General features: G+C 52.0%; 18 protein-coding genes and 1 pseudogene. 8 read left to right on the top strand and 11 right to left on the bottom strand.

Features of this window, described 5'->3' with window-relative positions:
• Positions 1-42: 42 nt before the first annotated feature.
• Positions 43-1,140, top strand: coding sequence for an ABC transporter substrate-binding protein (locus tag RAHAQ2_RS23690; protein WP_037040932.1), 1,098 nt, complete (start codon positions 43-45; stop codon positions 1,138-1,140).
• Between the two features lie 264 nt (positions 1,141-1,404).
• The gene (locus RAHAQ2_RS23695; protein ID WP_014341920.1) at positions 1,405-2,958 is read left to right on the top strand and encodes a peptide MFS transporter; all 1,554 of its coding nucleotides are present in this window, start codon (positions 1,405-1,407) and stop codon (positions 2,956-2,958) included.
• 69 nt (positions 2,959-3,027) lie between these two features.
• Here RAHAQ2_RS23695 and arsC read toward each other — a convergent pair whose 3' ends face one another.
• From arsC to RAHAQ2_RS23710, 3 genes are read right to left on the bottom strand one after another with little or no spacing between them, the layout of a single operon-like run.
• Positions 3,028-3,459 carry a glutaredoxin-dependent arsenate reductase gene (gene arsC, locus RAHAQ2_RS23700; RefSeq protein ID WP_014341921.1) on the bottom strand — a complete coding sequence of 144 codons (432 nt, stop codon included), beginning with the start codon at positions 3,457-3,459 and terminating at the stop codon, positions 3,028-3,030.
• 51 nt (positions 3,460-3,510) lie between these two features.
• The gene (locus tag RAHAQ2_RS23705; protein ID WP_014341922.1) at positions 3,511-4,800 is read right to left on the bottom strand and encodes an arsenic transporter; all 1,290 of its coding nucleotides are present in this window, start codon (positions 4,798-4,800) and stop codon (positions 3,511-3,513) included.
• Positions 4,801-4,844: 44 nt separating this feature from the next.
• Complete coding sequence (locus RAHAQ2_RS23710; RefSeq protein ID WP_014341923.1) at positions 4,845-5,165, bottom strand: metalloregulator ArsR/SmtB family transcription factor; 321 nt, start codon at positions 5,163-5,165, stop codon at positions 4,845-4,847.
• A 324-nt stretch (positions 5,166-5,489) separates the two neighbouring features.
• Here RAHAQ2_RS23710 and RAHAQ2_RS23715 point away from each other — a divergent pair, with 324 nt between their 5' ends.
• Positions 5,490-6,821, top strand: coding sequence for a glycoside hydrolase family 10-like protein (locus RAHAQ2_RS23715; RefSeq protein WP_420802832.1), 1,332 nt, complete (start codon positions 5,490-5,492; stop codon positions 6,819-6,821).
• 67 nt (positions 6,822-6,888) lie between these two features.
• Here RAHAQ2_RS23715 and RAHAQ2_RS23720 read toward each other — a convergent pair whose 3' ends face one another.
• Entirely contained in the window at positions 6,889-7,476 is a 588-nt protein-coding gene (locus RAHAQ2_RS23720; RefSeq protein ID WP_014341926.1) for a GNAT family protein, read from the bottom strand.
• A 253-nt stretch (positions 7,477-7,729) separates the two neighbouring features.
• Between RAHAQ2_RS23720 and RAHAQ2_RS23725 the strand changes: the two genes are divergently transcribed.
• Positions 7,730-8,065 carry a hypothetical protein gene (locus RAHAQ2_RS23725; RefSeq protein ID WP_014341927.1) on the top strand — a complete coding sequence of 112 codons (336 nt, stop codon included), beginning with the start codon at positions 7,730-7,732 and terminating at the stop codon, positions 8,063-8,065.
• A 239-nt stretch (positions 8,066-8,304) separates the two neighbouring features.
• A complete protein-coding gene (locus tag RAHAQ2_RS23730; RefSeq protein WP_231572434.1) occupies positions 8,305-8,943 on the top strand; it encodes a helix-turn-helix domain-containing protein in 639 nt (212 codons plus the stop codon).
• Positions 8,944-8,999: 56 nt separating this feature from the next.
• Here the strand turns inward: RAHAQ2_RS23730 and RAHAQ2_RS23735 are convergent, their stop codons facing one another.
• Entirely contained in the window at positions 9,000-9,386 is a 387-nt protein-coding gene (locus tag RAHAQ2_RS23735) for a YebG family protein (protein ID WP_014341929.1), read from the bottom strand.
• Between the two features lie 132 nt (positions 9,387-9,518).
• Between RAHAQ2_RS23735 and RAHAQ2_RS26075 the strand changes: the two are divergent.
• Positions 9,519-9,649, top strand: a pseudogene (locus tag RAHAQ2_RS26075) (acyltransferase); the annotation flags it as partial.
• 60 nt (positions 9,650-9,709) lie between these two features.
• Positions 9,710-10,399, top strand: a complete 690-nt coding sequence (locus tag RAHAQ2_RS23745; protein ID WP_014341930.1) for a B3/B4 domain-containing protein — start codon at positions 9,710-9,712, stop codon at positions 10,397-10,399.
• 12 nt (positions 10,400-10,411) lie between these two features.
• Here the strand turns inward: RAHAQ2_RS23745 and RAHAQ2_RS23750 are convergent, their stop codons facing one another.
• Positions 10,412-10,810: a YybH family protein gene (locus RAHAQ2_RS23750; protein ID WP_014341931.1), complete on the bottom strand. Its 399-nt coding sequence runs from the start codon at positions 10,808-10,810 to the stop codon at positions 10,412-10,414.
• A 3-nt stretch (positions 10,811-10,813) separates the two neighbouring features.
• The gene (locus RAHAQ2_RS23755; protein WP_014341932.1) at positions 10,814-11,539 is read right to left on the bottom strand and encodes a sulfite exporter TauE/SafE family protein; all 726 of its coding nucleotides are present in this window, start codon (positions 11,537-11,539) and stop codon (positions 10,814-10,816) included.
• Between the two features lie 107 nt (positions 11,540-11,646).
• On the opposite strand from RAHAQ2_RS23755, the gene RAHAQ2_RS23760 reads away from it, so the two are divergent.
• Positions 11,647-12,537, top strand: a complete 891-nt coding sequence (locus RAHAQ2_RS23760) for a LysR substrate-binding domain-containing protein (RefSeq protein ID WP_014341933.1) — start codon at positions 11,647-11,649, stop codon at positions 12,535-12,537.
• Here RAHAQ2_RS23760 and treF read toward each other — a convergent pair.
• The 4 genes from treF to RAHAQ2_RS23780 all read right to left on the bottom strand — a co-directional run bounded on the left by treF (position 12,528) and on the right by RAHAQ2_RS23780 (position 17,317).
• Entirely contained in the window at positions 12,528-14,162 is a 1,635-nt protein-coding gene (treF, locus tag RAHAQ2_RS23765) for an alpha,alpha-trehalase TreF (RefSeq protein ID WP_086935311.1), read from the bottom strand. The two genes, RAHAQ2_RS23760 and treF, sit on opposite strands and share 10 nt — an antisense overlap.
• A 64-nt stretch (positions 14,163-14,226) precedes the next feature.
• Positions 14,227-15,633 carry an alpha,alpha-trehalose-phosphate synthase gene (gene otsA, locus RAHAQ2_RS23770; RefSeq protein ID WP_014341935.1) on the bottom strand — a complete coding sequence of 469 codons (1,407 nt, stop codon included), beginning with the start codon at positions 15,631-15,633 and terminating at the stop codon, positions 14,227-14,229.
• Complete coding sequence (gene otsB / locus RAHAQ2_RS23775) at positions 15,630-16,424, bottom strand: trehalose-phosphatase (RefSeq protein WP_014341936.1); 795 nt, start codon at positions 16,422-16,424, stop codon at positions 15,630-15,632. Before otsB ends, otsA begins: the two co-directional genes overlap by 4 nt.
• A gap of 212 nt (positions 16,425-16,636) precedes the next feature.
• On the bottom strand, positions 16,637-17,317 hold the full coding sequence (locus RAHAQ2_RS23780; RefSeq protein ID WP_014341937.1) for an oligogalacturonate-specific porin KdgM family protein: 681 nt from the start codon (positions 17,315-17,317) through the stop codon (positions 16,637-16,639).
• Positions 17,318-17,321 lie beyond the last annotated feature (4 nt).

Genomic DNA, 17,321 nt, shown 5'->3' on the forward strand with positions numbered 1-17,321 from the left:
TGGTTCACGCCGGGCGCTCATCCGGTGCGTATACGCGCCGTGATGACGATGCTGTTTATGTTGTTGCTGACACTGACGGGCTTCGGCGTACAGGCCCGCACCGTCACCGACATCGACGGTAATCATGTGGACATTCCCGATAATCCGCAACGTATCGTGCTTGGCGAAAGCCGGATGCTTTATACCCTGGCTCTTCTTGAAACCGGTGATCCGGTGAAACGGATTGTCGGCTGGCCGCTCGACCTGAAGAAGTATGACAGCCAGACCTGGAACATTTTTGCTCAGCGTTTTCCGCAGATGCTGGCGATTCCGTCGCTGGGGTTGGGCGGAACAAATGACATGAATCCTGAAAAGGTGCTGGCGCTGAAACCGGATCTGGTGATCCTGCCCAGCCTTGCGCGCTATGACGATGCCGATTTGCGTCTTAACGCTATGCTCAAGGCTGCGCATATTCCGGTAGTGAAAGTCGATCTTCGTGTGCATCTGCTGAAAAATACCACGCGCAGTGTGAACATTCTGGGCGAAGTACTTAACCAGACTGCACGGGCTCAGGCCTTTAATCACTTTTATGATGCGCATATGCAGGTTATCCATGATCGTCTGGCCGCTTATTCCGGCCACAAACCGACGGTGCTGCTTCAGTTACATCTTGGACGTCGCAATGAATGTTGTGTGACCGCCGTGAAAGGCAGTCTGGGTGAACTGCTGAATTTTGCCGGAGGGGATAATATCGCCAGCAAAACGGTTCAGGGCGTCTTTGGCCGGCTTAATGAAGAAACGGTTATCATGGCGCAACCAGAAGTGTATTTCGCCACGGGTGCGGGTTCTGCTGAGGATCAGAATGATTTGAAACTGGGACCCGCCATTACACTGGAAATGGCACAACACAGTTTGCAGGAACTGACAGCCAGGCAGAATGGTTTGCGTGAACTGAAAGCCCTGCATAACGGCCGCACCGGGATGATATGGCAAAATTTTTACCTCAGCCCGTGGCATGTTGCTGCGACCGAGTTTATGGCCAAAACCCTTTATCCTGACGTGTTTGCGGATATTGAACCCGAGCAGACATTGAAACAGATCTTTCACGACTACCTGCCAATCCCCTATAGCGGCACCTATTTTGCCCACGGCAGTCCGTGAAGGGGATGTTTTACCGGATGCATATTTCATCATGAGGGCTTTTTTACTGCGTAAAGTGACCTGCGCTGTCCGGTTTTTTGCCGCGATAAAATCTGTAAAAGTGGACATTAGTCGACTTTTCCTCTAAAACTTCTGCGGTTAATGCCAGACAATACCGGTATTCAGCAATTAAATCATAAACGCTGAATGCTTAAGAGCGGCTGCACGACAGCCGCCGGGCAAGGGTATTCACAACGATTACGACAGACTTTCTCTGGAGAATTTATGCATTCCTCTGTTAATAAAAACGAAAGCCGGACTTTTTTCGGCCATCCTTATCCGCTCGGCTCATTGTTCTTCACTGAAATGTGGGAGCGGTTCTCGTTTTATGGCATCCGTCCTTTACTGATCCTGTTTATGGCAGCGACGGTTTATGACGGCGGCATGGGGCTTGCGCGTGAAAACGCATCAGCTATCGTCGGTATATTTGCTGGTTGTATGTATCTGGCGGCGCTGCCGGGTGGGTGGCTGGCGGATAACTGGCTCGGACAGCAGAGGGCGGTCTGGTACGGATCGATCCTCATCGCGCTCGGCCACCTGTCCATTGCGCTTTCCGCTTTCATGGGCGACAGCCTGTTCTTCATCGGCCTGATGTTTATTGTTCTCGGCTCCGGCCTGTTCAAAACGTGCATCTCGGTTATGGTGGGCACGTTGTATAAAAAAGGCGACGCGCGTCGCGATGGCGGTTTCTCGCTGTTTTATATGGGCATCAACATGGGGTCGTTTATCGCGCCGCTGATTTCCGGCTGGCTGATAAAAACGCATGGCTGGCACTGGGGCTTTGGTATCGGGGGCATCGGTATGCTGGTGGCGCTGATTATCTTCCGCCTGTACGCCGTGCCGGCCATGAAACGTTACGACAGCGAAGTGGGGCTGGATTCAACCTGGAACAGTCCGGTTGCGAAGAAAAATGGTGTGGGTGTCTGGCTGCTGGCGCTGGCCGCAGGGGTCGCCGTCATCGTTGCGCTGATCTCGCAGGGCGTGATCGTCATTAACCCGGTTGCCGTCGCCAGCGTGCTGGTGTATGTGATTGCGGCGTCCGTTGCGCTCTATTTTATCTATCTGTTCCTGTTTGCCGGACTGAACCGGAAAGAGCGCGCCCGGCTGCTGGTGTGCTTTATTCTGCTGGTTTCGGCGGCCTTTTTCTGGTCTGCATTTGAGCAGAAACCGACCTCGTTCAACCTGTTTGCTAACGATTACACCAACCGCATGATCGGCGATTTCGAAATCCCTGCCGTCTGGTTCCAGTCCATCAATGCGCTGTTTATCATCCTGCTGGCACCGGTATTTAGCTGGGCATGGCCGTTACTGGCGCGTAAAAATGTGCGCCCGAGCAGCATCACCAAGTTCATCATCGGCATTTTGTGTGCAGCGGCAGGTTTCGGGATCATGATGATGGCAGCCCAGAACGTGCTGAACAGCGGCGGGGCAGGCGTATCGCCATTATGGCTGGTAGGAAGCATTCTGATGCTGACGCTCGGCGAGTTGTGCCTGAGCCCGATTGGTCTGGCGACGATGACGCTGCTGGCACCGGAAAGAATGCGCGGTCAGATGATGGGCCTGTGGTTCTGTGCCAGCGCACTGGGGAATCTGGCAGCCGGTTTGATTGGCGGACATGTAAAAGCCGATCAACTGGATATGTTGCCTGACCTCTTCGCGCGATGCTCCATTGCGTTGCTGATCTGCGCTGCGGTGCTGTTTGTCCTTATCATTCCGGTGCGCAGAATGCTGGAAAACGCCCAGTCTAAGACAGAGCAAAAACCGGTGACGCATGCCTGATGGCCGGTAAGGTGTTTTTCGAATACCGCTAAGCATCCTTAAGGCCGGTCTGATGACCGGCCTTATTTTTTAGATTTTCGTTATGCGTTTGCCGCTTTCATCAATAACCGCTTCACCGTCTTCCTTGGTGAACGCGCCACGTTGCTCATCAGGCAAGATCGCTAATACCTCCTCAGAAGGGCGGCATAAACGGGTGCCCAGCGGCGTAACGACCACCGGCCGGTTGATCAGGATCGGGTACTGCAACATAAAGTCGATCAGCTGATCGTCGCTGAAATGATTGTCTGCCAGTTTTAATTGCTCATACGGCCCGACATTTTTGCGTAACAACGCCCGCACAGTAATGCCCATATCCGCAATCAGTGTTACCAGTTCCTCACGCGCCGGTGGTGTTTCAAGATACAAAATTATTGCAGGCTCAGCGCCGCTGTTGCGGATCAGCTCAAGGGTATTGCGCGATGTGCCACAGGCCGGGTTGTGATAAATAGTGATGTTGCTCATCAGGGTGATCTCTTTTTCAACCTCAGCATGAGGTTATGCATTAAACATCCGTTACAGCACGACAGACAACCGCAGTGCTAAAGCTGCCAGCGTGACAAACAGCACCGGAAGGGTCATGACAATGCCCACACGGAAGTAATATCCCCAGGTAATCGTCATATTCTTCTGTGACAACACATGCAACCATAACAGTGTTGCCAGGCTGCCAATCGGGGTGATTTTGGGCCCCAGATCGCTGCCGATCACGTTGGCATAAATCATCGCCTCCCTGATGACGCCCGTGGCTGAGCTGCCCTCAATCGACAACGCGCCGATCAGAACGGTCGGCATATTGTTCATGATGGAAGAGAGGAAGGCGGTGAGGAACCCGGTCCCCAGCGTAGAGGCCCATAAACCCTGCTCTGCCAGCTGATTCAGCAGGGCAGAAAGGGTGTGCGTCAGCCCCGCATTACGTAAACCATAAACCACCAGATACATACCCAGCGAGAAGATAACGATTTGCCACGGTGCTCCGCGCAGCACTTTACCGGTATTAATGGCGTGACCTTTCCTGGCGATAACGTAAAGAATCAGTGCGCCGATGGCGGCAACCAGGCTGACCGGTACGCCGAGGGGTTCAAGACCAAAGAAACCTGCCAGCAGAAGGATCAGAACCAGCCAGCCAGCTTTGAAGGTGCCGGCATCGCGGATCGCCTCTTCAGGCCGTTTTAACAGAGAAATATCGTAAACCGGGGGAATGTCTTGGCGGAAAAACAGGTGCAGCATGACCAGTGTTGTCGCAATGGCCGCCAGATTAACCGGCCCCATGACGGCTGCATATTCCGTGAATCCCAGATTAAAGAAATCAGCCGAAACGATATTCACCAGATTTGAGACGATCAGCGGCAGGCTGGCAACATCCGCGATAAAACCGGCGGCCATGACAAAGGCTAATGTCGCGCCGCGACTGAAACCCAGAGCCAGCAGCATCGCCATGACAATCGGCGTCAGAATCAGTGCGGCACCGTCATTGGCGAACAGCGCAGCGACCATTGCGCCCAGCAAAATAATCCAGGTAAATAACAGACGCCCGCGTCCGTTTCCCCAGCGTGCAACATGCAGTGCCGCCCACTCGAAGAAACCCGATTCATCCAGCAGCAGGCTGATAATGATAACGGCAATAAAAGTGGCCGTTGCATTCCAGACTATTTGCCAGACAACAGGAATATCACTTGGGTGAACGACGCCTGTCAGTAATGCCAGACCTGCGCCCAGCATGGCGCCCCAGCCAATGCCCAGCCCGCGGGGCTGCCAGATAACCAGAATCAGGGTGAGCAAAAAAATAGTACCTGCCAGCCACATGAGCGACTCCGTTCATATTTGTTATAGTGAATGTGTTTATTGGTTTAACACGAAACCGGTGACTTATTGTTCAGTTTGTGGCGTATGTTTTCGCGGTCACAGTTCCATGCCGAATCGATGATGGTCGCTGACCACGCAGGCATTTGTGGTGAGAGGCGGTAATGCACCCATTTACCTTCCCGGCGGTCTGTGACCAGCCCGGCTTCGCGTAACAGTGCAAGGTGACGGGAGATTTTAGGCTGAGATTCCGCTGTTGCGGCACAGATATCGCAGACGCAAAGCTCTCCTGATTCCCTGAGGAGCATCACAATCGTTGCGCGCGTTTCGTCAGCAAGCAGTTTAAAAAGCTGGACAGGCTGTAGCATAGGGAATCCCGATAATGGATTGACAAAACATATGTTAATTCACATATGATGGCTTTTAAAGCACCGTTTTCAGAAAGGAGCATTTTTTATGATTCAGCTACCCGTACTTGAACCGCCAGGAACAGAATTTGGTGCGCATAATCATGATTATGTTAAATGCGATAATAAACCCCGCACTCACTGAGTATCTGTCCTTTATCCTGCCTCACCTGACACTGAGTCGCCGGGGGGAAGGTTTCGCCATTGCCTGAGCGATTGACTTTAATTTCAATAATAAGAGAATGTTTCTTTTCGCGCGACGACCAGACATCACCGGAGTTTATCATCGCTTCTTCCCGTCATTTTTCGTGTATCACTGCCGTTAAATATCCTGCTGCCATTGTGGCGTTTGCGTTGTTGCTGGCAAGCTGTTCCTCGACACCGCCAAAATCACTGGTGACGCCGCTGCCGCCAGTGACGAAGCACCCTCTTCCCGGTCAACCGGTGCTGAGCCATGAACCCGTGCGCGGCGTCTGGCTGGCCACGGTTTCCCGCCTCGACTGGCCGCCGGTTAATTCGGTAAATACCGGCAGTACGTCTTTACGCATCAGCCAGCAGCAACAGGCACTGACGGCCAAACTGGACAAGCTTAAAAGTCTGGGCATCAATACGGTGTTCTTCCAGGTGAAACCTGACGGCACAGCATTCTGGCCATCAAAAATTTTGCCGTGGTCAGATATGCTTACGGGCAAGATTGGTCAGGATCCGGGCTATGATCCGCTGCAGTTTATGCTCGATGAAGCGCACAAACGCGGCATGAAGGTGCACGCCTGGTTTAACCCTTACCGCGTGTCGGTGAATACCAAATCTTCGACAGTGGCAGAACTGAATCAGACATTGCCGCTGCATCCGGCCAGCGTGTTCGTGCTGCACCGTGACTGGATCCGAACCTCCGGCGATCGTTTCGTGGTTGACCCCGGTATTCCTGAAGCGCGCGACTGGATAACCAGCATCGTGGCGGAAGTGGTGGCGCGTTATCCGGTCGATGGTGTGCAGTTTGATGACTATTTTTATTCAGAATCACCGGGTTCCGCGCTGGATGACAGCCTGACGTTCCGCAAATACGGTCAGGGTTATGCCTCAAAAGCCGACTGGCGGCGTCACAATACCCAGCAACTGATTGAGCAGGTTTCGCGCACCATAAAACAGCTGAAACCGGGTGTGGAATTTGGCGTCAGTCCGGCGGGTGTCTGGCGCAATGTGTCACATGATCCGGCGGGTTCACAAACCTCCGGTGCAGCGGCTTATGATGAAGCCTATGCGGATACCCGCCTGTGGGTGCAACAGGGTTTGCTCGATTACATTGCGCCGCAACTGTACTGGCCATTCTCCCGCAAGGCAGCGCGTTATGACGTACTGGCAAACTGGTGGGCAAATGTGGTCAAGCCCACACATACGCGCCTCTACATTGGTGTGGCGTTGTATAAAGTGGGCGAACCGTCAAAAAATGAACCGGACTGGACGGTAAGCGGCGGCGTGCCGGAGCTGAAAAAACAGCTCGATATGAATGAATCCGTGTCACAAATTAACGGTACGATTTTATTCCGCGAAAACTACCTCAACCAGCCGCAGACGCAGGACGCGGTCCGTTACCTGAAAAGCCGCTGGGGAAGCTGAAATAACGGTGTTTATTAGCTGGTTGCCTGCAGAATGTTTCTTCAGAAAACACGGTGTATTACTCTGATCACGCGATGATAGTCCAGTTATTCATAACTTTTTGTCGCAGATTTAAGTGAATATTACGAATATTACCTGTCCAGTTGGAGCCACGAAAATGCCGGTTCAGGAAGGAAGCATGGGCGAAACGATTGACCCACTGCGCATTTAATTTTCCGCTACCCGAACTGAGCGAAACCCCGGTGGTATCCATCCTGTTCACTGAGCCGGCGATATTCGGGTGAAAACCCATTTTTAAATAGAATCCCTGGCTATCGTCTACCGGCAATAATGAAGCGTTTTCGATATTCAGTTCCAGCCCGTATCTTATGGCGGAAAATAACAAAATTTGCCCCAGTCCGATAAATCTGTTGGGATTAGATTTCGTAGGCGTGTTGGTATTTCCTTCAACATATATCGCCGAGATATATAAATAATCGCTACTTCCGGATTCACTCTGTACACTGCACCGCCCCGCAGCAACATTTTCATGATTGTCCGTGAATAGCGAAAAATTCATCGCATGCCTTTCATATTCTGGGGGCGTTTCTTTTTCTTCGTCCAGGCTGAGAGTTAATGGTTTTCTGCCCTGAGGATTTTTCTCTATAAAGCGCATAGACTTTTTATTCCTTTAAATAAACGTTGAGTTAATTAAATTTGCGGCAAACGGATGTAATTATAAGCAAAGAGTATTGGAGGGATACTTAATTATATATGTACTTTTTATCTGCGCACGGACTGAGAAAGAAAGGCGCCGTCTGAAAACGCAGGCGGCACTTTTTTGATTTCAGACTATTCTGCCCCGCGTGAAATGCTTTCGCGTTCTGTACTCTTCTACCCTTAAAAGGTGTTCAACATAAGGAGACGCTATGAGACGTATTGCATTGTTACTTACCCTGATGATCGCGGGCCCTGCTGTCGCCGAAGACACTACTGCGCAACATACCCCCGCGACCTATATCAATATTCTCTGCAGTTCCGCGCTCAATAAACCTGATGGCACTGCGGCGTATTTCCGTGAGCAGATCAAAGATGTTTCGACACAATCACAGTCTCCGTCGTCGATCAATAAGACAGAATTTGATGAGGATGAAGCCGATAAGGTGATTCAGACATGGACTTCGCTCAGCAAAGCCGACCGCGAGAAAGTGAAGACGCAACAACAATGTCAGGACACCTTGCATAAGCGATATCAGGAAGGGTAAAAATCGTGCGGGGATACAAGAATGCGGGATCGGTTCCCGCATTCTTGTGAAAGGTCATGCTGTTAATGGGAAACGCTTTTAATTGCGCACCAGCGCCTGCGACTTATCCATTGCGTGTCCTTTTGCATGGCGGGAGAAAGATGATCATGCACTACATGGTTTCTTAAGGCCGCATTCACCGGACAGGGAACTCTGCTAAATTTAAGGTAATTCCCTGCTGTTGCTGTCTGAAGAGGTCAATGACGATGGTTACCGAAAGTGATAAGGGCAAAGACCTCAGTCGGGCTACCGCTGAGCTATTGGCAGAGCTCATTCCCTATCTCCAGTTCCGTACTGTCCCCGCAGGCTCGCGCTTCTATCTGTATGAGAACGGGGAATTTCATTGTTATTTCATTCGCAAAGGCTGGTTTAAAACCTTTCATAACGACGAACCGGTATTGATCGGTGTTATTTCTGTACCGGGGATTATCGGGATTGGCGGCGCGGTTCCCGCAGACGCCAAAATGTTTATTCAGGCACAGGATGAGGGAGAAATTGCCCGTGCCACTGTGGCAGAAATGCATGCTTTGATTGAACGCCTGGATCTGTGGGAGGCTCTGACCAAACATCTTCTCAGGATGACCAACAAACTCTATGTCAAAAGCACCCTGCTGACGGCACCAACATCCTATGAAATTCTGCGCCATCAGCTTATGGAACTCATGAACGAACCGCCGGAAATACGCGAAAATATTCCCGCTGCCCACTATATTCAGCTCAAGACACACCTTTCGCGCAGCACGATCATGAAAGTGCTTTCACAACTAAAACTGGGGGGATATCTGAGGCTGGATAACGGTATTCTGAAAGAAGTGATCCGTTTGCCGCTGAAATACTGAGCATGGGAGCAAAGGGCGGGAAAGAAAGCGTGCAGTTACGCACGCTGTTCTGTCAGTTACGCGGCTTTTACCGTACGTACTTTCTTAGCGGCGGCAGGTTTTTCAGCAACGATCTCTTCAGCAACCGTTTCTTCAATAACCACGTTTTCTGCGACGTCTGCGGCTTGTGTTGATGTTTCAGCGGCGGGTTGCGGCGCTGACTCTGCTTCCGGCAATTTGCTGGTACGCAAAATATGCTGGACGGTGTCTTTCTGTTCGGCGAGGTGAAGCGCAATGTTTTCCGCGAGAGTTTCATCCATGTCGATATTGCTTTGTAACAGCCATTCAGTAAAAGCATCTGCCATGTCGAGCATCTTGTCGTAAGCGTCTGCTTCTTTCTTATTGGCAAATGTCATTTTCTCTTCACCTTTTCTGACGACAACAAATTTTGTTTCAACAGCCATGATTCGCTCCTTATACTGTAATTATATACAGCATACCAGTAATCAGTGCAGGATACATCATCCGGCCTGCTTTTTATAGTGCGGCGCATCAAAGGCCCGGCATAATACCCTGGCCAATATAGCGTGGGTGAAAGTACGGGCAGACGCTGGAAGGCAGGTCGCAGGCCAGATTTATATCATATTCTGACGGAATATCAGGGTCATGAACGGATGCGATTACGGCACGTTTTTCTGAGGAATTACCGGGTATGAAAAAAGGATAATTCCGTTTCGGGCTGACGGATGGCATAGTCAATGCCTGACCTTTACTACAGGACTGTTCCATGATCGTCGTTAACCCGTCACTCGATCCGACGCTTGCCCGTATCGCCCCTGGCTTTCGCGTATTAAGTATATCGGCGCAGGCAGCGCCGATAATCAATCCTGCGCTCGCGCAGGAAACTTTGCAAAATGCCTGTCGTTTTGTGCTTGAGAATGATTTTTCCTGGACAGATGAACATCTGAGCGCCTGGGGTGAAGTGTTTAAAGCCTTTGGCGCAAAACCTAAACGCACTCCCTGCTCTGCAGATGCTCTCAGAAAACGCGTACTCAAAGACGGCACCATGCCTGCCATCGATCCGGTAGTGGATCTCTATAATGCGGTGAGTATTCAATACGCCATTCCGGTCGGCGGGGAAAATATTTCAGCCTACATTGGACACCCGCTGCTGACCTTCGCCACAGGCAGCGAGCCGTTTGACACACTCAAAGCAGGAGAACCGGTGATGGAGTCACCTGACGCCGGTGAAGTGATCTGGCGAGATGACGCAGGCGTAACCTGCCGGCGCTGGAACTGGCGTCAGGGCATCAGAACCCGCCTCGACAGCGACGCGCAAAATATGTGGTTCATTCTCGAAAGCCTGCCAGCCATGCCGTTGCAGGCATTGCACGACGCCGGAGATATGTTAATTCACGGGCTTGAGCAGATGATGCCGGGCGTTCAAACCGATGTAAAACTCATCACGCTGCCCTGATCTGCCGGAGTCTTATTCTTTATCCAGCAGCGATGTGCCGTAAGAATTATCGATGGTACACAGCCAGCGACCGTCCGGTTCATGGCGGAAAACATAGGTGGCGCGGCGGGTCGTGGTCACCTTGCCGCCCTGTCCGTCGGGGAAATGCAGCACCGTTTCCATGATCACCAGCGCATCGTCCGCTCCTTCAATCACCTGCATTTCACCCTGTTCTACCACCAGCTGATCCTGAAAATAATCTGAGATTGCGACAAAGGCTTTACGGATATCGGTTTTGCCTCGGGCAATCATGCCCGGTTTAATCACCAGCGCAGCATCTTCGGCATAATGCGCCATCAGTGCGTCAAAATCTCTGACTGATATGGCCTTGTCACAGGCTTCGATAACCTGGCGGATCGGGTGGGTACTCATGCGTTAATCTCCTTTTGCTGAATTCCAGAATAATGAGATCCCCGCCAGAAATAACAGGATGTCGATCAGGCGGTTAAAGTATGTCTCTGACATCTTAATAACAAATTTTTTGCCAATAAGCATCCCTGCCGCCAGCGTACTACCCACCAGCAAGCCGCTAAACAATACCGGCCACGGCATCGCACCAATCGCGCTGAACGTTGAGGCTTTGGCGAAATAAATCGCGAACGATGCAGCGGCTTCGGTGGAAAGCAACGCGCCTTTCACCAGCCCGAAGCCGGCGAAAACCGGGATGGTCAGCGGGCCGGTTGAAAATACCACACCGGTCAGAAACCCTGTCAGCGCGCCCGCCAGTGCCAGTTGCATACTGCTGAGGGTAAAAGCCCTGCAACGGGCATAATGTCGTAAAGGGATGAGCAGAAAGAAGAACGTACCGATACATATATTCGACAGTCTGGCAGGCATCTCCCATAAGGTATTGGCACCGAGAATCGCTGCGGGAATGCCAGGCACGGCATACAGCAAGAACGCCCGAATGTTGATGTCTTTGCGCCAGAGGATCACGCGGGAGATGTTGCCGACAATGGCCGAAATCGCCATCACCGGAATGGCGGTTTTCGGGCCGAAAGTATACGTCAGCGCCGGCAATAACATGATGGAACTCCCGGTGCCGACAATGCCGCTGATAACTCCGGCCAGTATGCCCGTCAGGCCAATCACCACATACATCACGTTACCTATCCTTTTCTGAAAGAGAATGCGGGCGATGATAGCGTTTAGAAAATGGCGTAACCCGTGATAAAAAGTCACATAATCGTGATTAAAAAGGAACAACCATGCATGCCCTTCCCCCGATAACGGCCCTCCGCGCCTTTCTTGTCGCCTGTCATGCGGGCAGTTTTACCGCCGCAGCGCAGGAGTTATGCATCACGCACGGCGCGGTCAGCCGCCATATTCAGGTGGTGGAGAAATGGTTTGGAGTGAATTTATTCAGTAAGGAAGGCCAGCGGCGGGTACCGACACCTTATGCGCTGAAGCTGGCGCGCGAGCTGGGCAGCGCGTTTGATACGCTGTCGGATATCGCCCTGCGTTACGGTAATGGCGGGCGTAATAATGTATTCAACGTCAGCGTGCCCACCACCATGAGCCTGAAATGGCTGCTGCCCCGCCTTGATGATTTTTATACGCAATTTCCTGAGGCTAATCTGCAAATCTCTACGGCCAATACCGAGCAGTTACACATTGTGGGGCATTACGATTTGCTGATCCGTCGTGAAACCGGTGCCACGGAATATTCCGCGATCCCTTTTCTGGCCGATACCCATTGCCTGATGGCTTCGCCGGCGCTGCTCGGACGTTTTCAACTGAAGACACCGGAGGACGTGCTGAAATGTCCGCGCATTGAAACCCTTACCCGGCCAGGGCATTGGAATATGTGGCTGGCGGCGGCAGGGCTGGAGAAAACGCCGGTCAGCGGTTTGCGCCGTTATGACCATTTTCACGTTTCATTGCATGCCATGCTGGAAGGGATCGGCGTCGGGCTGGGGCCGGTCAGAACGCTGTCGGCAGAAATCCGTCGCGGGAATCTGGTGCTGTTGTTTCCGCAGATTACTGTCGCGCCCTGCCATTACCATGCCCTGACGCCAGCAGGCGTGCAGAAAACCCTGCTCCACCAGGCGTTTGAACGCTGGCTGGTGGCACAGGGAGAATGCGGTGATCAGTCGTAATTCTCACCGTATAAGCCAATAAGTCGCCGCACGACGCCATTGGTCCAGCCGAAGCCATCCTGCAGCGGATATTCCCCGCCGCCCCCTTCGCGCGGGGTGCCACCGGATATGTGGTATTTTTCGATCAGTTTATGGTGTTGCTGATAATACTGATTCACCGTTTTCAGCCAGTTACGGGCAATTTCATCGCCCAGCACATCATTGCCGTATTGCTTAAAGCCCTGAATCGCCATCCATTGCAGCGGTGCCCAGCCGTTAGGTTTATCCCACTGTTCACCGGTTTCATATTCCGTCGCCATGATGCCGCCCGGCGTAAGCAAGCGTGCGCGCACGACCTCCGACAGGCGTTCAGCCTGATAATGGCTGGCCAGCCCGACATACAGCGGCACCACGCTGGCGGCGGAAAACAGTGCCATTTGCTGACGGTGCCAGTCGTAATCGCGGAAACAGCCTTCGTTGTCATCCCACAGATAACGGTTGATGGCCTCGCGGCGCGTTTCGGCTTTGCGGCGGAATAACGTTTCGGTGATTTTATCTCCCTTAAGCCCGGAAATATTGGCGATGGCACTTTCCAGCTTGTGGAGAAACGCGTTCAGATCCACCGGAATAAATTGCGTGGTACGGATACTGGCGAGACGATGACCGTCACGCAACCAGCGCGACGAATAATCCCAGCCGGATTCCGCCCCCGCGCGTAAATCACGATAAACCTCGTTGGCTGGCCGCCCGGACTGCCTGGCGGTTTCCACATCTTCGCGCCACGACTCATCGCGCGGCGTGTCCCTGTCATCCCAGTAACGGTTAAGCAGCGTGCCGTCCGGCAGGCAAACCGCATGACGGTAAGCCTGATTCGGCGCGAGAGACTCTGCCCCATCCATCCAGAACTCATATTCCATTTTCAGATGGTCGAGATAGCGCCTCGCCCCGCGTACACCGTCTTCTTCAAACAGTTCGACCATCAGCGCAAATACCGGGGGTTGCGACCGGCTCAGGTAATACGTGCGGTTGCCGTTCGGAATATGACCGTACATCTCGATGATCCAGGCGAAATTATCTGCCATGGTGCGCAACAGATCATTACGGCCACTTTCCGCCAGCCCTAACATCGAAAAGTAAGAATCCCAGTAATAGGTCTCGCTGAAACGCCCGCCCGGCACCACATAGGCCTGGGGCAAAGGCATCAGTGATGACCATGGCACATGGTCTTCCGGCTGGCGCGTCAGCACCGGCCACAGTTTATCGATGTGTTCTTTCAGCGAATCGCCGGGGTCGGACACGTATTCGTCATCGCGGTGTTCAGGCAGCCAGAAATGCGCGTCCACAAACCGTTTCAGGTCAAAGCCCGGATGTTTTTTTATCCGGCGATAACGCAACAGAATGTCCAGCGGATCCATCTTCGGCGGGCAGTCGGGGAAGGTTTTGCTGTCCTCGAAAAGCCCTGAAGATTGCACACTGGTAAACAATTCCAGATAACGGTCAGCGGGCGTTAAGGCATCCGAAGGCGGCAAACCTTCGATCATCTCTGGTTCCGGTTCCGCATCCATCATCCGGTCAAGGATCAGTTCAATCGGCTCGAGCTCGGTCAGACGAGTCTCTTCGCTATCAGCGTTTTCGCTGTCAAACATTGCGTTTTGGTTCGTCTGGTATTTTGCATTTTGCATATGCTGCAAGCCTCTTGCTTATAAAAATTTACACGACGGCGCGGTGTTTTTCACCGTGTGGCGAAACGGCGTATAAATCGCGCAAATAGGTTTCGCCCCAGTTCGCAATGTCATTTTTGCGCAACACCGCCATCATGTCATTATAACGCTCAAGCCGCTCTTCCAGCGGCATGGTCAGTGCTTTATCCAGCGCCGCCGCCACGTCATCACGGTCATAAGGGTTGACGATCAGCGCCGACGTAAGTTCATTCGCCGCACCGGCAAATTGTGACAAAACAAGAACGCCGGGATCTTGCGGATCCTGCGCGGCAACATACTCTTTCGCCACCAGATTCATGCCATCACGCAGTGGCGTGACCAGCCCGACATCCGTCAGACGGAATAATTTCATCAGCAGGCTGCGCTGGAAATGCTGGTTGAGGTAAAACAGCGGCGTCTGGTTGATGCCACCGTATTTACCGTTGATGCGGCCCACTTCGGTTTCCAACTGATGACGGAGTTCCTGATAGGCCTGCACGTCGCCGCGTGATGTCGGGGCGATTTGCGAATAACGCACTTTACCGCGATGCTGCGGGAATTTTTCCAGTAATGCCTCAAACGCCAGAAAACGTTCCGGCAGTCCTTTGGTGTAATCGAGACGTTCGCAGGAAATGATGTTCTTCGATTCACGAATTTCCCGTTCCATCGCCGCCATTTTCGGTGGCAGCGGGCCTTCGGCCATTTCCCGGATGCTTTCCGGCGCAATGCTGATCGGGTATACGCCGGTGGCAAAGGTTTTGCCAAACGCCTGATGCTGATGCGCGTCGCAATCTTTAATATCGGTCAGCGCCTTAAGATTATCCAGAAACGCCAGGCGGTCACCTTCGGTCTGGAAGCCCAGCAAATCATACTCACACATCATCTCGAGTAATTCATCGTGGGTCGGCACCGCATTGAAGATTTCCGGGGTCGGGAACGGAATATGCAGGAAGAAACCAATGCGGTTTTTGACGCCGAGTTTGCGCAGCGCAGCGGCAAACGGCAGTAAATGATAATCGTGGATCCACAAGATATCGTCTGCTTTGATGAGCGGCTGCAATCTTTTCGCCAGCATATCATTGACCCGGCAGTAGCCGTCCCAGGCTTCGCGCTGGAAATCCACCAGATCGATACGATAATGAAGGGCTGGCCAAAGTACGGCATTGGAAAACTGACAGTAATACAGATCGTAATCATTTTGATTGAGCGGAACCGAAGCGTAAGTAATGCCATCATCTTCAGTCAGATTCAGGTCATCCTCTTCTTCGCCCGATATTTCACTTATCTCACCATTCCAGCCAAACCAGAGGCCTGAAGTATTTTTCAGCGCATCCAGAATGCCCACGGCCAGTCCGCCAGCGGATTTGGAACCGTCAGGAATGGCAATTCGGTTAGAAACAACAACCAGGCGACTCATAATTCGGACTCCTTCTTAAATGTTAATGTGTGACGTTGTAACGCCTCAATCCAACGGTAAACGTCGCGAACGGTTTTGACGCGATACTGCGCGAGACTTGAACCTTCGCCGACTTTCACCGAGATCCCCTGCATGGCGTTAACCACTTCAAACCCCTTTTCATCGGTCAGGTCATCCCCGACGAATACCGGAATGCGTCCGGAAAATGGCGTCTGTTGCATAAATGTATAAATCGCTGCGCCTTTGTCTTTTCCACGGGGTTTGATCTCAAGAACGCATTTACCGGGCTGAAGTACCAGCTCAGGGAATTTTGCTACCACGGATTCCGCCAGCGCTAATACCTGCTGCTGATGCAGCATCGCCTGACGATAATGCAGGGCAAAAGCCATGCCTTTGGTTTCGAGCAAAGTTCCTGGCAACGCGGCCATGCCTGCTTCAAGGGTCTGTTGCACTTCTTGTGCCACATTAGCGGGTAAGGTTACGCGGTGCAGGGTGCCGCTGCCGTCGCGCATTTCTGCCCCGTGTACGCCTGCCGCAGGGAGTTCCAGCGGACTGACCAGCTGATCGAGCTGTTCCACCGGACGTCCCGAAACCAGCGCCAGCGCACCGGAAGAGGCCGCAAACAGCGTTTGCAGGTGATCACGAACTTCAGCGGGGATCGTGACGGCATCGGGTTCAGATCGGATTTCAGCAAGTGTGCCATCGACATCGAAAAAGAAGGCGTATTGGCGACTATCCAATACAGGGAGAAGCGGTGTCTCAGTCGTATTTTCCTGAATTTCTGCGGTCAAAATGACTCTCCTTTTAATCAGTTACAACTCAACGCATCATTGCGTTGAAAACCTCTTGAATGAATTATCAATAGGTAAATATAACCCTGAATGAGAGCCTTGCAGCGATTATCAGAATAATCCAGACCCTGGCAGGTGGTCATTCCCGCAGGAAAATAGCCGGACAGCATTCGCTGACCGGCTGACAGACGTCACACCGTAATGTGATAACATCAGAAATTATATTGGATCCCTAAACGTAAACGGGTTTGCCTTTCGTCGGTGGTTTTCCTGACAGAAACATCACCAATCTCGGCATAAGGTGTCCATTGTTTATTAATATTATACGCGACCTTTAAATTCTGCTCATAATCCCATTTGTCGTTGTCATACAGGATCTGATCGCTGTGTTTATAAATGTAGTTATATTCAAACCGCCAGTCAGCCATTTTATAACCCAGCCATATTTCGCCGCGATTGGTTTTACGGTCTTCGGTATTTTCTTTGGTATAACGGGTATATTCATAACGATAACGGGCGTTGAAATAAATGCCGCTGTCAAAAGTATATCCCGCCGTTAAAAAGGGTTTATAGATACTGCTGTCAGAACTGGACTCCAGCGTGAATCCCGGCTGGACGAACACTTCTGGCGTCACTTTAACCTGATAGCTGATGGTGCTTTCTGTACCATTATCTACCAGATTATTAAAGGGTTTATTCTCATTATCACCACCGGATTTCCATTTGGCCTCCAGCGAGAAACCGAACCCGTTGGCAAAGCGGTGCGAGACCAGCGCCCTGTCTTTATGTTGCTTACTGTCATCGAGCCATTCGTGGCGAAGGTCAATTGTGACGGCCTGACTGCTGGCGCTGGCCAGCAGTAAACCGCAGATCATCAGTCTGCTATTTTTCATTTTT

Source organism: Rahnella aquatilis CIP 78.65 = ATCC 33071 (assembly GCF_000241955.1).
GTDB lineage: Bacteria > Pseudomonadota > Gammaproteobacteria > Enterobacterales > Enterobacteriaceae > Rahnella > Rahnella aquatilis.

Bases quoted from the DNA above. Each gene is read 5' to 3' on its own strand.
- RAHAQ2_RS23690 (WP_037040932.1), top strand. From the start codon at position 43: ATGACGATGCTGTTTATGTTGTTGCTGACACTGACGGGCTTCGGCGTA.
- RAHAQ2_RS23695 (WP_014341920.1), top strand. From the start codon at position 1,405: ATGCATTCCTCTGTTAATAAAAACGAAAGCCGGACTTTTTTCGGCCAT.
- arsC (WP_014341921.1), bottom strand. From the start codon at position 3,459: ATGAGCAACATCACTATTTATCACAACCCGGCCTGTGGCACATCGCGC.
- RAHAQ2_RS23705 (WP_014341922.1), bottom strand. From the start codon at position 4,800: ATGTGGCTGGCAGGTACTATTTTTTTGCTCACCCTGATTCTGGTTATC.
- RAHAQ2_RS23710 (WP_014341923.1), bottom strand. From the start codon at position 5,165: ATGCTACAGCCTGTCCAGCTTTTTAAACTGCTTGCTGACGAAACGCGC.
- RAHAQ2_RS23720 (WP_014341926.1), bottom strand. From the start codon at position 7,476: ATGCGCTTTATAGAGAAAAATCCTCAGGGCAGAAAACCATTAACTCTC.
- RAHAQ2_RS23725 (WP_014341927.1), top strand. From the start codon at position 7,730: ATGAGACGTATTGCATTGTTACTTACCCTGATGATCGCGGGCCCTGCT.
- RAHAQ2_RS23730 (WP_231572434.1), top strand. From the start codon at position 8,305: ATGACGATGGTTACCGAAAGTGATAAGGGCAAAGACCTCAGTCGGGCT.
- RAHAQ2_RS23735 (WP_014341929.1), bottom strand. From the start codon at position 9,386: ATGGCTGTTGAAACAAAATTTGTTGTCGTCAGAAAAGGTGAAGAGAAA.
- RAHAQ2_RS23745 (WP_014341930.1), top strand. From the start codon at position 9,710: ATGATCGTCGTTAACCCGTCACTCGATCCGACGCTTGCCCGTATCGCC.
- RAHAQ2_RS23750 (WP_014341931.1), bottom strand. From the start codon at position 10,810: ATGAGTACCCACCCGATCCGCCAGGTTATCGAAGCCTGTGACAAGGCC.
- RAHAQ2_RS23755 (WP_014341932.1), bottom strand. From the start codon at position 11,539: ATGTATGTGGTGATTGGCCTGACGGGCATACTGGCCGGAGTTATCAGC.
- RAHAQ2_RS23760 (WP_014341933.1), top strand. From the start codon at position 11,647: ATGCATGCCCTTCCCCCGATAACGGCCCTCCGCGCCTTTCTTGTCGCC.
- treF (WP_086935311.1), bottom strand. From the start codon at position 14,162: ATGTTTGACAGCGAAAACGCTGATAGCGAAGAGACTCGTCTGACCGAG.
- otsA (WP_014341935.1), bottom strand. From the start codon at position 15,633: ATGAGTCGCCTGGTTGTTGTTTCTAACCGAATTGCCATTCCTGACGGT.
- RAHAQ2_RS23780 (WP_014341937.1), bottom strand. From the start codon at position 17,317: ATGAAAAATAGCAGACTGATGATCTGCGGTTTACTGCTGGCCAGCGCC.